Here is a 13,709-nt window from a genome sequence, read left to right on the forward strand (position 1 = left end):
GCTCCCGAAAACATGGTGCGTTGGGTGGTTGTGCGAGGGCGGGTGGGGAGGCCGGCGGTGACTGGCCTAGTCGCGCAGTGTCCTGTGGTGGTCGTCGCCCCGCAGGGTCGCCAGGGCCAGGGCGCCCAGGCCGCAGGTGACCAGGACGTAGTAGGCGGGGACATCCGGGTCGCCGGTGCGTCGGATCAACTCCGTGATGAGCAGGCCCGCGCAGCCGGAGAAGACCGCGTTCGCCAGTGCGTAGGCCACGCCCAGGCCGGTGTAGCGCACCGCCGTGGGGAACATCTCGGCCAGCATCGCCGGCCCCGGGCCGGCCAACAGGCCGACCAGGGCCCCCGCGAGAGCCACCGCGCCGTACGCCAACCACGCCGGGGAGTGCCGGTCCTGCACCACGTGGAGCAGGGGCAGCGCCGACACCGCGATCAGGACCGCCCCGGTGACCGTGACGGTCCGCCGGCCCAGCCGGTCGCTGAGCGCGCCGGCCGGGAGGATGGTGGCGGCGAAGCCCAGGTTGGCGATGACCGTGGCCAGTAGCGCCTGTTGCGGACTGGCACCCACCGTGTTCTGGAGGTAGGACGGCAGGACCACGAGGAACGTGTAGCCGGCCGCCGCCCAGGCCATCAGCCGTCCGCACCCGACGATGACGGCCCACGGCGTCTGTGTCTGCCGTTGCCTGGCCGCCGCCGGAGGCGATGCAGCGACCACGGCCGGGGCGCAGGGCTCCTGTCCCCGTGCCTCCTGCGCGCGGCGGAAAGCCGGGGACTCCGCCAGGCGCAGGCGCAGCCACAGGGCGATCGCGCCCATGGGGAGGGCGGCCAGGAAGGGCAAACGCCAGCCCCATGAGGCCAGTTGAGGAGCCGTCAGGAGCGTCGTCACCGAGGTCGCCGCCCCGGCGCCGGCGAGCAGTCCGAGGGCCACGGTGAGGGACTGCCAGGCGCCGTACCGCCCCCGCTTGCCGGGCGGCGCGCTCTCGGTCATCAGGGCGACCGCACCGCCGAACTCCCCGCCGGCGGACAGGCCCTGCACGATCCGCAGCGCCGTGAGCAACCATGGCGCGGCGGCGCCCACCGAGGCGTAGGTCGGCAACACACCGATCAGCGCCGTCGCGCAACTCATCGTCGTCACCGCGGCCAACAACACCGGCCGCCGCCCGAAGCGGTCGCCCGCCCGGCCGAGGAGGAACGCTCCGACGGGGCGGAAGAAGAAGGCCAAGGCGAACGACGCATACGCTTTGACCAGGGCTTCCGTGGCGCCGCCGCCGTGCGGCGTGAAGAAGGCGGCCGCGATGACGGTGGCGAAGTAGGCGTAGACGCCGAACTCGTACCACTCGATGAAGTTGCCGATCGCGCCCGCGGCCACCGCCCGGGGCACGGAAAGGCGCCGGCGGGCTGCCCGGTGCGACGCGTCAGTGGAGGTCGTCATGCCCCTCAGCATGTCCCCGAAGCGCGCCGCGCGGAACGGGCTCGGACGACCGTCACGCGCCCCACCCGGCAGGCGCCGGGCCGGGCTTGGCGGGTGGCTTGCCGGGGCCCGCGGTCGGTTCGCCGTACGGTCTCAGGCAGGCGAAGTTGTATCCGTACGACAGGCCGTGCAGCGGTATTCCGGAGGTCAGACGGATGGGCTGGTACACCCGGTGTGCGGGGTCGCCGTCGGGCCCCGGGAGCCAGAGGCCCCGGCCGTCGCCGTCGCCCTCGAAGCGGATCGCCCGCCCCCTTCCCTGGAGTGCGCGACGGACCGGACCCGTATAGGCATCCCACAACTCCGGGTATGACTCGACCTCTTCCAGGAGGGCGGCGTGCTCGGGGTGAAGTCGGTCGTGGTGGCGCAGCAGCGTGGCCCCGAATTCGACCATCCACGGAATCATCCACTCCTCGTACCAGCCGGCGAGGGTTTCCCTGGCGTCCGGGTGGAACATGACATAGCGGAATCCGTTGGTGGCCGGATGGTTGGGGTCGGGTTCCGGGAGATGGCCGAAGAGCCGTCGATATGCGTTGTTGCAGGCGATGACGTCCCACGTGCCGTCCATGAGGGCGAAGGGTGCCGGCTGTCGCCGATCGTCGACGTGTTCCCGCACCCACCGTCGGGAGCGGGCCGCGATCGCCGGGCCGCCTCGAATGCCCGAAGTCGGCGGGTCGCCCCTGGTGATGAGGAAATGCAGGAGACCCTTCACCGCATCGGGCATGTGCAGCGCGGCCGCCAGGGCCGGGAGGTATTTCTTGCGCGGCAGGCTCCGCCCGGTTTCCCAATCCCGGTAGGTGCGCGGTGAAACCGGAAAGCCCGGCCGGCGGGAGAGGACCTCCTGGGAAACGCCGAGGCGGGACCGGTAGCGGAACAGCAACTCGCCGACGGTTTGGACGCGTTCCGCCGCCGGTTGGATGGCTTCCTCGCTGGCGGTTGTCGCCGGACCGGGGGCGCCGGGAGCGGGTGCCGGCGGGATCGCGTCGGAGGCGGTGCGGGCCCGGGAAGGGGCGTGGTGTTCCACCGGTTGACGCTGTCGCTGCCGCCGTGACTCGTCGTTGTCTACCGGGGTCAGGGTCAACATCTGGTACCCGTACTCGCGAGCGTGCCAGGGAATGACGATCGTGAACAGAATGGTCTGCCGGCGGCCGTCGACGAGCAACGCCCGCTCCTCCACGTCCCGTTCGATGACGCAGCCCACCCCGCGCTCGGTGAACTCCTCGCGCACGCGGTTCCGATAGACCTCATGGAGGTAGGCATCGGCGGCGATCCGCCGTCGGATCTCCAGCAGTTGGTGATTCTGCGGGTATAGCTGGAAATGGTGCACGAATTGACACATCGCGGTGATCAGCCAACTCTCCTCGTAGTCGAGGAGCATGCGGGGGGCCGCCGGGTGGAAGAGGCAGAAGCGCATGGGGTTGTTGAGCGGATGGTCGAGGGGATGGGCTGCCCCCTCGCCCACCTCGTCCGCCCCGCTGAAGAGCTCCGCCCACGCCTCGTTGAAACGGACGGCGTTCCAGCCGCCGTCCAGCAATACCGCGGGACCGTCCTGGACGACGAGGTGGGAAGCGCACCAGTTCGCGGTGGTGGGGTCCACGCCCGACGAGATGTTCAGGCCCTTGAGGGACGGCGCATCGCCGGTCACCAGGCGAAAGAACTGGGCCCGCGCCTGCGGCCCCATCTGGAGGGCGTCCCGAAGCGCACGCATATGGCTCAGGCTGACCTTCCCGCCGTTCTCCATTTCGTTGTACGCACGGATCGAGAAGCCGTGTTGGAGCGCGAATTCCTCCTGGGTGTAGCCGAGGAGTTCGCGGTGGTGACGTAACAGGTCGGACGTGGTGATCGGCGCCGTGGCACTCCGACGCTCCGCGTCATGGGGTGCGGTCATGAGTCTCTGTGCCTTCTGTCATGACCGAGTCGATCTGTCATGACGGGTGGATGTGGAAATGCCCAGGCTGCTCGGAGAGAGGAGGATTGCGGCATTGTGCTTCGTCGGAGGCGGTTGAGGAGACGGTCGTTACCATGATGTTCGAGTCGTCGAGCGAAGTGAGCGTGGAAATCGGTGAGTTCGGCCGAAAAGGACCGTCGGGAGGCGTGCCGGTCCCTCTTTTCGATGCTGCGGAAGTCCGTCGACGTCCAACAGCTCAGCGCTCGGCGGCACGAGCTGAGGGACGGCCTCTGGACGGACTTCCTGCACACCAAGAAGTCCCTGAGCCAGTCCGACATGGCGTATCTGCTCGGCGTTTCGAGTGGCACCTACGAAGGGGTCGAACGGGGCCTGAAAGCGCCGTCGATGGAGTTGTTGCTGACGTTCGGGAAAATATGCGGCATTCGCGATGAAGGCACCCTGGACCGGTTGTGGAAGGTCAGCTTGGGGCGCCCCTTCCCGCGCGTCTCGGACCTGGTCGGCCTGCGGCTCCCGGACGAGTTGCGCGACCTCGCCCTCGCCGACGGGGGAGGGGGCGGAGCGCCCGATGCGCTCCCCGGGTTGCGGGCCGCCGCGCTGCGCGCGATCAGCGCCCTGCTGGACGGCGACGCCGCTTCCGACGCCAATCCGCATACCGTCCGGCTCACCGCGCGCTGCCTGGCGTCGGCCTTCTCCGCCGTGCCCTCGGGGGCCGGAACCGAGGAGATGCGGCGCGCGCTGAGCACGGTCGAGGAGGGGCTGCGGGCGCCCTGCCGGGACTGGGTGGTCTGGGAGCTCCGGCGGTTGGGGTGCGCCGGGTGCGCTCGCCCGCTCGCGCAGTGGGACCTCCGGGTGGGTGGCGATGCGTGAGGTGTTGGTGACGGGCTGTAAGATGACGCGGAGTCAAGGCGCGTTCAGGAATGCGCCGTTGGCGGCCCGTCTCATCGCCGCTGGGCCGCCAACGACATCGCGCATCAGGGCGCCGCGATGCCCCCCAAGGCCCCGCCGTCGACCGTGAGGACCGTGCCGTTGACGAAGCTGGCGTCCGACGAGCGGAGGAAGGCGACCGCGCCGGCGATCTCCTCGGGGGTCCCGGCGCGGCCGAGCGGCACCTTCGAGACCACGGCCGCGCGCTGTTCCTCGCTCAGCTCGTAGAACATGTCGGTGTGGATCGGGCCGGGCATCACGGCGTTGGCGCGGATGCCCCGATCGGCGAACTCCCGCATCAGCGACCTGGTGAGGGAGACCAGCGCGCCCTTGGAGGCCGCGTAGTTGGCCTGACCGAAGGCGCCGAAGGGGGCGATGGCCGAGGAGATCACGATGATGGAGCCGTCGTTGGGCATGGTCCGGTGGGCCCGCCGCGCCGCCGCGAAGGCGCCGAAGACGTTGGTGTCCATGACCTGACGGAACTGCTCGTCGGTCATGTCGAGCAGCAGGTTGTCGCTGGTCGTGCCGGCGTTGGCGATCAGGACCTCGACCGGGCCGAGCTCCCGCTCCACCTCGTCGAAGGCCGCGTCGACCTGGTGGCTGTCCGTCACATCGCACTGCACGGCGTAGGCGCCGGGTATTTCCGGGTCCTCCTTGCGGAAGGTGATCGCGACGCGGTCGCCCTCCTTCATCAGGCGTTCGGCTATGGCTCTGCCGATGCCTCGGTTTCCCCCGGTCACCAGAACGGTTCGGGACATGGGTGCGCTCCTTGGTGTGGATGTTCGGTGGTGGTGCGGTCGGGGCGTGCCTCGCCGGTTGCCTGGCGACGCGACCGCTCGTGGGTGCCGCGAGCCCATGGCTGCCGACTGCCCCGCGGCCCCTCGCCGTTGCGGCAACGTGACGGTGCGGACGGCGGCCCGTCGGCGGCGGTCACGTAGATACTTTCAGGCCAACTATGGCGGACGCGTCGCGGGGCTGATTGTTCGCCGGATGCGGGGGAGGAGCGGGGGAAAGGATGAGGAGAGCGAGGGTGTGAGGGGTGGGGCCCCGGGTGGGGCGCTGAGCCGAGGGGAGCGGGGCAACGGGAGGTTGGCTGGCCGGTTTTCCCCGGGCGGGAGTGGCCCTCGGCTATCGACGAGCGCGCAGGGACGTGGAGGAGCGACAGATGACTGGTGTGCACCGGCCCGCCTTCGCACTCGATCCCACCGGAGCGGACCACCACGGGGAGGACGCCCGACTGCGGGCCGCCGGGCCCGTCGTCCGGGTCCAACTCCCGGACGGCGTCGTCGGCTGGGTCGTCACCCACCAGGACCTCGTCACCGACCTCCTGGTCAACCAGGCCCAACAGCTCAGCAAGGACCCGGCGGACTGGCGGGTCGAACTCCCCGAGGGCTGGCCGCTGCGGGGCATGGTGGAGGTCACCAACATGGTGACGGCGGACGGCCCGGAGCATCAACGCCTGCGCCGCCCGGTCACGCGCTTCCTCACACCGGGACGCGTGCTGCGGATGCGGCCGCGCATCGTCGCGAGTGTCGGCGCGTTGTTGGACGGCCTGCCCGCGCACGCGGACTCCGCCGGCGTGGTCGATCTGCGGGCGCACCTGGCCGGCCCGCTGCCGCTCCGGGTGATCTGTGAACTGGTCGGCGCGCCCGAGGAGTTGCGTGGCCGGCTGATGGCGATGACCGCCAGCATCTTCGACCACACGGTGACGCCCGACGAGGTACGGGCAACCCAGGACGCCATAGCCCCGCTCATGGGCGCCCTGGTGGCGCACCGGCGCGCGCACCCCGGCGAGGACCTCACCACCGCCCTGATCCACCGGCAGCGGTGCGGGGAGCTCACCGAGGACGAACTGCGGCACACGCTGTGGCTCCTGCTCACCGCGGGCTTCGAGACCACCTGCGGCCTGCTCGTCAACGCGGTCCGGGCGCTGCTCACGCACGACGCCCAACGCGCGCTCGCGGTCGGCGGCGACGCGGCGACCTGGCGGGCGGTGGTGGAGGAGACGCTGCGGTGGGACTCGCCGGTCGCGAAGTTCCTGGCGCGCTACGCCCGCACCGACCTCGTGATCGCGGGCACCACCGTCCCCGCCGGCGACGCCATCATCGTTCCCTACACCGCGCTGGGCCGTTGCCCGTCCGCGCACGGTCCGGACGCCGGGCGGTTCGACATCGGACACACGACGCCCCACCGGTCCTTCGGGGCGGGGCCGCATGCCTGTCCGGGGGCCGCGCTGGCTCGCCTACAGGCATCCGTTGCGCTGCCGGCGCTGTTTCGCCGCTACCCCCGCCTGGCGTTGGCCGTGCCGGAGTCGGCCCTGCGGCCCAACCCGTCCCTGGTCTCGAACTCCACGCGCGAGCTGCCCGTCGTGCTCGGCCGCTGAGCCGGCAGGACGGGCGTGGTCGGTACCACTGTGACGGGTGGTTGATGCCGGCTGTCGCAGGCCGGGGCGTCGCGCCGATGACCGGGTTCCTCCCACCCGTAGCACCAGCCCACCGCAGCCCCGCTCACCACTGGCGGCTCGACCTGTATACGATTCAAACCAGCCGGTATTTTTCGGATTCGTTCGATACGGCTCGGTACAGGATCGACAACGGGTCGTGACTGTTTGACTCTGTCGCCTTACGGAGCGCGACGGTTCGGTGGCGAAGGGAGGCCAGCTGTGGGGGAACAAGAACGGTCGAAGCGGACCAAGTACAAGATCATGGAAGCGGCCGCCCAAGTCTTCTTCGAGCACGGCTACGACGGGGCGAAGATCGAACAGATCCTGACGGCGGCGGGCGTCACCAAGGGCGCGTTGTACCACCACTACAAGTCCAAGCAGGAGATCGCCGACGCCCTGCTCCAACAGCACGTCGGCGACATCGCGGTCGAGCCCCAGGAGGTCAAGCTCCTCGAACTCGTCGTGAAGGGCCAGCGGCTGGTCGAGGGGCTGCAGCGCGACGCGGTGCAGCGGGCCGCGGCCCGCCTCACGTTGGAGGAGGGCTCCAACCAACTCGACCGCAAGCAGGCGATGTCCCTGTGGACCGAGTACGTCGAGGCGCTGCTGGTCGAGGCCGGTCGACGGCACGAGCTGCTGCCGTCGGTCAACAACCCCGAGCGGATCCGCAAGGTCGCCGAGATGTACGTCGGCGCGTTCGCCGGCATCCAGCTGCTCGCCGATGTCTCCTCGGAGGGGCACGATCGGGCAGGTCTGCCGCACCAGTTGGCGGTCTTCTTCGAGCACACGCTGCCGACCGTCGCGGCCCCGCACGTCCTCCCGCGCCTCCGGCTCCAGATCGAGCGGCTGAGCCGGACTGGTGCGTGAGGCGGGACGCGACGCCTCGCGGTCGTTGGGGGCGGCGCGCGTCCGCGGTCAGGCGGCCCGGGTGAGGGCCCGGCGGGTGAGGTGGTTGCTCATCTCGCCGGCGGTCTCCATGACCGCGCTCACGAAGCGCGCGTGCTTGCGCGGCGACCGCATCTGGCTGCGCAGCGGCATCAGTGCCACCGCGCCGGCCACCGCCGGTCCGCGCCAGACCGGGGCGGCGATCGTGTCGTAGTGGCCCCCGCCGAACGCGGCGGGGCCGACGGTGTATCCGAGCTCGCGGATGCGCCGCAGCTCGCTCGCCCTGGGGTCGCCCGCCAGGCGTTCGTGCAGCGCCGCGGCGATCACCAACCCCGGGCCATCGGCGCCGAGCGGGGCGGGGTCCAGGGCCTCTTGGAGGGGCTCGTGCACGCCCCAGACCTGGTCCGTGCAGATGCGTTGCGGGGTTTCGCCGAGGTGGTAGGGCGCGTAGAGGAGCGCGATCTGCCCGGTGCGGCTGCCGAGTGCGACCAGGCGCGCCCGAACCCACGGCGAGGGGACGGCCGGCCGGGGGTTCGTCGGTGTGGGCGGCCGGTCCAACCAATAGGTGCCGCGCGGACCGTCCGACGGCCGGCCCACGATGCCGGTCTTCTCAAGGGACTGTAGATAGCGACAGGCGGTGGCGCTGGCCAGGCCGGTCTCCGCGGCGACCTCCCGCAAGTACACCGGGCGCCCCAACTCGCCCTGCAACCGCTCCAACGCCCGCAGGACGTCGACGACGCGACGCACGACCTTGCCGCTTTTGTCCGACGCTCCGTCAGGACTGTTGTCGAGCACGTGGTTCCCCCTTGAGGTTGCCGGACGGGCGCTCCCGCAGCGCTGCGCGTCCGAGCACCGATTCTCGTGCGAAGGTCGGGCGATGACCATGCAGAAAAATTTCCCATCGGGTATTTGGGGATGCGAAACGCATCGCTTAAATTCGTCCGCGGCCAGCCGTCCACCCCGCAGGGAAAGCCGTTCGCCATGGACCACATAGACCGGACTGACCGCACAGGCCGGATGGAGCGCATAGGCCGGATGGAGCGCATAGGCCGGATGGAGCGCATAGGTCGTGTGGCGGGCATAGACCGAAAGTCGTTGCTCAGGGCCCTACTTCGGGCTCATCGCGCGCTCGGGGACCGCGCGGAATTCGGCTGGCGGCCGCAGGAGCGGAGCGATGGGCGGGGGCGCCCCGTCACCGGGGTCGATCAGGGGACCATGGCGCGCCTCTTCGGTCGGGAGGCCCTGTGGTACCGGCAACGCGAGAACGGGGTAAAACCCTTCACGACAGGGGAACTTGACCGGATCGCGGATCGGCTCGGAATGACCTGGCGGGCCCGCGTGGCCCTCTTCCGGCGGGCCCTGGGATGTGACCCGCATCCCCTTCCCGGCCCAAAGTCCGCCAACTCGCCCCACGCGGACGCCTGGTGGGCAAACGTGCTGAAACCGCACGCCGCCTGCCTCACCGACACCGCATTCAATCTCCTCGACCACAATGCGGAATGGGTCGCGGCGTTCGGCTCGTTGACGGCCGATCAGCCATCCCATACGAACCTGATGCGGCGGCTGCTGCTCGACGATTCCGCGCGAACCGGCCACCCGGACACGGGGATATGGCACGCTCCCCTGGCCGCCGAACTCATCGAGGCCGTCGCCCTGCACCCGAACGATCCCGACCTCCGGCAACTGCACGCGGACGCGTTACGGAACCCCACCATCGCCCCCCTCTACCGCGGCTCCGCCTCCTACACATTTCCGGACCAAAACAGCAGAATCCTGGTCACCTCCCTCCACCCAGGCATCCGGCAGATCGCGTTCCTCCGCTCCGGCGACGCCTCTCCTCGATGACGCTGGACGGCGCGCGTATTCCACGCTGTGAAACGCCCGGGGCCGTCATTCCACGCTGTGCAATCCGCCTGGTCCCCAGGCCGGTTCGAGGTTGCCTCGGGCTGGTTCTTGGGTTGCACTTCCGTCGTCGGCGCGACGCACCCCGAGCGGAGCGCCGACCCGGCCGGCTGGCCGGGCGTTGCCCTTTACGGCACCCGGTCGGCGCTCTTTCGGCCAATCCGCGCCCGCTCACACTCACCACAACGCCCGTAACGGCAAGGAGTATTCGAGAGCGGCAAGGAGCAACCGGGAACATACTGATCGCCTTCGTAGTTGTGTCAGCCGCGCGGTGGCGTGCGGGTGCTGCCTTCGGAAACGGCAAAACGACAAAACGGTGCAACGGAGTGGGAAACGACGAAACGGTGAGGCGTGCCGTTGTCTCGATGCTCGTGGGGGAATCGATGGAGCGAGGTGGGAGGGAGCGGTGTGTGGCGGAGTGGCATGTGACAGACGGGTATGCGGCAGAACGGCTTGTGGCGGGGCGACTTGTGGGGGACGTCCGAATCCGCGGCCCGCGGCGAGCCCTGCACCGTATCCCCGGTGAGGAGTTCCGCCGATACCTCATCAGGAATCTCAACGCGCCCTCGGCGGAGCGGGGTTCGGGCGGGCATGCGCCGCCCGCCCGACGAAACGGGCAGGGCGCGGCCGTTGTGCCCCGCCCGCGGCCGCCCTCGACGATCCTTCCGACACGCTTCGCCCCGCTGTCGGAAATGGGCGGGTTCTTGACCCCTTTCGCTCTAACGTCACGGGGAACTCACCCGCGTTCGGTAAATTCATCATTCAACTGCTCTGAGTCGGGCCGTCGCAGCTCGCAGGGCGCCTTCACCGTGGAACTGCTGACGAGCAAGAAGGAAGCCACACCGGATGACACACCTCAAGCAAGACCGGGCACGAAAAACCCGTCAGCAGGTCCTCGAAGCGGCCGCCGCCGCGTTCGACGAACGCGGCTACTCGGCCTCCATCGACGACGTCGTCAGCAAGTCACAACTCACCAAAGGCGGCGTCTACTACCACTTCGAGAACAAGGACGCACTCGTACAAGGAGTTCTCGATGCGACCAAACCGGGCCTCACCGGGGCGGTCGAGCCCCAGGAGTTGAAGCTGCAGGAGTGGATCGACACCGGCATGGTCCTCGCCTACCGGTTACCCCGTGACACGCTGCTGCGTGCGGCGCTGCGCCTCTCCATGGAGCCCGTGGTGCAGCAGAGCCTGCGGACTCCCTGGCCGGCCTGGATCCAGCACACCACTCGCCAACTGGCCGCCGCCCGCAGCCAGAAGGAGCTCCTCCCCGGCGTCAAAATCGAGGACTACGGCCGAATGGTCGCCCAGGCATGGGCCGGCATCGCGGCGCTCAGCCCGGCACTGGACGAACGCCATGCCCGCGACGACGGCAGTGCCGACGACGTGAGTCACGCCAACATGGAGCGGTGGACGGCGCACATGTACGCCTCCTGGCTGCCCGCGCTCGCCATCAGCGGCATCATCCCGCTGCTCAACACCAGGCCCGATCGCGGACGCCAGGTCTGGGAGGCCCGGCAGCACAGGCAGTCGAAGCAGGTCACGGTCCTCTCCGTCGTTCACCGCCTGGCGGGTTGACCCACCGGGCGCCTCGTGGGCCGGCGACCGACAGGGCCCCCCGGGTGGTTCGGCGCAACGAGCCTGCTCCGTAAGGGCGTTCGCGTCCGGGGTCGGAGCGCTGCCGGAGGTGGCGTCGTCGTTCGCGCTGGTGCGGGCCTGAGGCGGTGCGGTGGCGCGACTGGCGTGCGTGGCCCGCGAGCGGACAGGATGGCGAGGTGAATGCGCACACCCCCACCGCAACCTCGTCCCTGCGGCCGACCCGCACCGCGGCTCACTGCACCGTCGTCACGCTCGCCCTCGCGGGCATCGCCTGGGTGGTCCGGGCGATATGGGAAATCCGGCTCGCCGCGGCAGGGATGCCGGCCTCGGGGCCGCCGGACCAAGGCAACGGCCAGCACCGCCCGTTGACCGCACTGGAGGACTCGTACCACTTCGTCAGCGCGCTCGGCGATGCGTGCGTCGTGCTCTGCGCGGTCGCGTTCCTGCTGTGGCTGTTCCGGGTCCGGGACAACGCCCAGACGCTCTCCGGTCGGCCGCCGCACCTTGCCTGGCCGTGGGTCTACCTGGGGTGGATCATCCCCATCGTGAACCTGTGGATGCCCCGGGGCATCATCGCCGATGCCCATCACGCGCTCGCACCGGGCAAGCGGCTGCCGCGCGTCGTGAACTGGTGGTGGGGTCTGTGGCTCGTCGCGTTCTGGTGCGGGGCCGGGCTGGCGGCCAGCGGTTCCCGGGACGACACCATCAACCGCGCCTACACGGGCGTCAAGTGGCTCCTCGCCAGCGACGCGGCCACCGTGGCGGCCGCGGTGGCCGGCATCTTCGTCGTCCGTGCCCTCACCGCCGCGCAGCAGCGGCGCGTCAACGACTGAGCAACTGGTCCTTCCGCCGCCCCGCCTTGCGCCGGCGGGGCGCCGCGTACCAGGTGAGCAGCGGGGCGAGCAGCAGGCCCCCGAGCGCGATGACGCCGACCTGCTGCAACGTGTCGGGCACCGGGTCGCCCTGGTTGGCGATCGCCCCGGTGCTCACCGCGACGAGCACCAGGACCGTCGGCGGGAGAATGTCGGGGAGCGGGACGTCGCGCGGAGGGTTGTCCGGGGCGTAGCGGCGCGTCAGGCATCCGAACCACAGCAGGGCCGGCCCGCCGAAGGTGAGTCCCAGTCCCCAGGCCAGCGGCAGCGCGTGGGCGGTGCGCGGGTTGGCGTCGGTGAAGAGCGTACGGAGGGTGCCGCCGGTGTTGTGGGTTCCGCCGGCGGGGTAGTTGACGTGCCGGATCTCGCCGCGCCAACTGACCAGTCGCACCCGGGTGCCCTTGGCCGGAGAACCCCCGTGCGTGCGCCAGTCCAGCCGCACCTCCTGGCGGATACCGTCCGCGCGCTGGAACTCCAGGTAGTGACGGACGGGCCTGGAGCCCCGCGTCCAGGAGCGCTGCACGGTCGCATCGACCCCGCTCAAGCAGTCGCCCGACGCCGCTTCGCCCGACCCGGCTTCGCCTGACCCGGCTTCGTCGGACGGTGCCTGGCGCGGGCAGCCGATGGCGGCGTCGTACGCCCGGGCCGCGGCCATGGCCTGGGGGAACGGGATCACCAGGAGCCAGACACCCACCACCATCGCCATGGCGCCCAGTCCGATGGGCAGCGTGGTCGATGCCCAGTTGGTGGCGTATCGGGTGGTCTTCTTGGCCTTCTTGGGCTTCTTGACCCTCTTGGTTCTCGTGGCGCTCACGCTTTCCAAGAATGCCCGATACGCGCGATTTCCAGGGTCATCGGCCCAGTTCGGGCCTTGATCGCCCGGTGTGATCTACCTCTCTGGTGAGGTTGGGGCAACGGGCCGGCCTGCTGTGCGCCCGATTTGATGGCAAAAGTCCCGCCGTTGCGTCGTGGGAGCGCGAACGCCGCGGCGATGTGACCACCGAGGCGTCGGCTCAGGCGGGCACCGTTTGCGTGACCCACCACAGTCGGCGGGGGAGGTCGCCCTCCTCGAAGGCGTGGACGTCGGCGAGTTGCCAGCCCGCGGCGAGTGCGTCGACGAGGTGTCGGGGGAAGAAGTGGACGGCGAATCCGCCGTGTTCGTAGATGTCGTCCCCGTGGGCGGTGCCGGCGCCGTAGTGGGCGTCGTCGGTGTGCCGGACCGTGTAGACGAAGACGCCTCCGGGGCGCAGCACGCGGCGGACCTCGTCGACCAGGGACCCGATCTCCTGTGTGGACAGGGCCATGCACAGCAGCATGTGCGCGAAGACCGCGTCCACCGAGCCGTCCGCCAGCGGCAGCGGCTCGCGGACGTCGTGCACGGTGGTGGTGATGCGGTCGCCGAGGCCCTGCGCCCGCGCGGTGGTGGAGAGCTGGTCCAGGGCGATGCGGCTGAAGTCGGTCGCGTGGACGGTGAACCCCTCGCGGGCGAAGTGCAGGGCGTCGCGGCCGTGCCCGGCGCCCAGCTCCAGTACCCGCGCGGCACCGGCGGCGCGGAACGCCTCCGCCGCGTACCGGGCCGGCGCGGAGGGTTCGTCGCCGTACATGCCGGGGTGCGCGGAGTAGGTCTCCTGCCAGTGCCGCCGCTGCTCGGACGCCAGCTCCGGTTGGTCCTCCGTCATCGTTCGTTCCCCAGCTCGTCCGGTAGGTGGTGCAAGGTGGC

Annotated in this window: 12 protein-coding genes; 6 read left to right on the forward strand and 6 right to left on the reverse strand. The window is 70.2% G+C overall.

Annotation, left to right across the window (positions count from 1 at the left end; all coding sequences use genetic code 11):
* Positions 1 to 66: 66 nt before the first annotated feature.
* Positions 67 to 1,422, reverse strand: a complete 1,356-nt coding sequence (locus ACFVFQ_RS00945; protein ID WP_383406341.1) for an MFS transporter — start codon at positions 1,420 to 1,422, stop codon at positions 67 to 69.
* Between the two features lie 52 nt (positions 1,423 to 1,474).
* Positions 1,475 to 3,346, reverse strand: a complete 1,872-nt coding sequence (locus tag ACFVFQ_RS00950; RefSeq protein ID WP_383406344.1) for a helix-turn-helix domain-containing protein — start codon at positions 3,344 to 3,346, stop codon at positions 1,475 to 1,477.
* Positions 3,347 to 3,571: 225 nt separating this feature from the next.
* Between ACFVFQ_RS00950 and ACFVFQ_RS00955 the strand changes: the two genes are divergently transcribed.
* A complete protein-coding gene (locus tag ACFVFQ_RS00955; RefSeq protein WP_383406347.1) occupies positions 3,572 to 4,234 on the forward strand; it encodes a helix-turn-helix transcriptional regulator in 663 nt (220 codons plus the stop codon).
* A gap of 104 nt (positions 4,235 to 4,338) precedes the next feature.
* Here ACFVFQ_RS00955 and ACFVFQ_RS00960 read toward each other — a convergent pair whose 3' ends face one another.
* On the reverse strand, positions 4,339 to 5,049 hold the full coding sequence (locus ACFVFQ_RS00960; protein ID WP_383406350.1) for an SDR family oxidoreductase: 711 nt from the start codon (positions 5,047 to 5,049) through the stop codon (positions 4,339 to 4,341).
* A gap of 407 nt (positions 5,050 to 5,456) precedes the next feature.
* On the opposite strand from ACFVFQ_RS00960, the gene ACFVFQ_RS00965 reads away from it, so the two are divergent.
* Positions 5,457 to 6,674 carry a cytochrome P450 gene (locus ACFVFQ_RS00965; RefSeq protein WP_383406353.1) on the forward strand — a complete coding sequence of 406 codons (1,218 nt, stop codon included), beginning with the start codon at positions 5,457 to 5,459 and terminating at the stop codon, positions 6,672 to 6,674.
* Between the two features lie 279 nt (positions 6,675 to 6,953).
* Positions 6,954 to 7,598: a ScbR family autoregulator-binding transcription factor gene (locus tag ACFVFQ_RS00970; RefSeq protein ID WP_383406356.1), complete on the forward strand. Its 645-nt coding sequence runs from the start codon at positions 6,954 to 6,956 to the stop codon at positions 7,596 to 7,598.
* 48 nt (positions 7,599 to 7,646) lie between these two features.
* On the opposite strand, the gene ACFVFQ_RS00975 is transcribed toward ACFVFQ_RS00970, so the two are convergent.
* Complete coding sequence (locus ACFVFQ_RS00975) at positions 7,647 to 8,411, reverse strand: helix-turn-helix domain-containing protein (RefSeq protein WP_383406359.1); 765 nt, start codon at positions 8,409 to 8,411, stop codon at positions 7,647 to 7,649.
* A gap of 420 nt (positions 8,412 to 8,831) precedes the next feature.
* On the opposite strand from ACFVFQ_RS00975, the gene ACFVFQ_RS00980 reads away from it, so the two are divergent.
* From ACFVFQ_RS00980 to ACFVFQ_RS00990, 3 genes are all read left to right on the forward strand, one after another.
* Entirely contained in the window at positions 8,832 to 9,461 is a 630-nt protein-coding gene (locus ACFVFQ_RS00980) for a hypothetical protein (protein WP_383406362.1), read from the forward strand.
* Between the two features lie 903 nt (positions 9,462 to 10,364).
* Positions 10,365 to 11,096 (forward strand): ScbR family autoregulator-binding transcription factor, encoded by a 732-nt coding sequence (locus tag ACFVFQ_RS00985; RefSeq protein WP_383406365.1) that lies wholly within the window; start codon positions 10,365 to 10,367, stop codon positions 11,094 to 11,096.
* Between the two features lie 197 nt (positions 11,097 to 11,293).
* Complete coding sequence (locus tag ACFVFQ_RS00990) at positions 11,294 to 11,950, forward strand: DUF4328 domain-containing protein (RefSeq protein ID WP_383406368.1); 657 nt, start codon at positions 11,294 to 11,296, stop codon at positions 11,948 to 11,950.
* Here ACFVFQ_RS00990 and ACFVFQ_RS00995 read toward each other — a convergent pair.
* Positions 11,940 to 12,803, reverse strand: a complete 864-nt coding sequence (locus tag ACFVFQ_RS00995; protein WP_383406371.1) for a hypothetical protein — start codon at positions 12,801 to 12,803, stop codon at positions 11,940 to 11,942. The genes ACFVFQ_RS00990 and ACFVFQ_RS00995 overlap by 11 nt on opposite strands.
* Before the next feature lie 199 nt (positions 12,804 to 13,002).
* Positions 13,003 to 13,668, reverse strand: a complete 666-nt coding sequence (locus ACFVFQ_RS01000) for a class I SAM-dependent methyltransferase (protein WP_383406374.1) — start codon at positions 13,666 to 13,668, stop codon at positions 13,003 to 13,005.
* Positions 13,669 to 13,709 lie beyond the last annotated feature (41 nt).

The sequence above is a fragment of the Streptomyces sp. NPDC057743 genome (assembly GCF_042798755.1).
Lineage (GTDB): Bacteria > Actinomycetota > Actinomycetes > Streptomycetales > Streptomycetaceae > Streptomyces.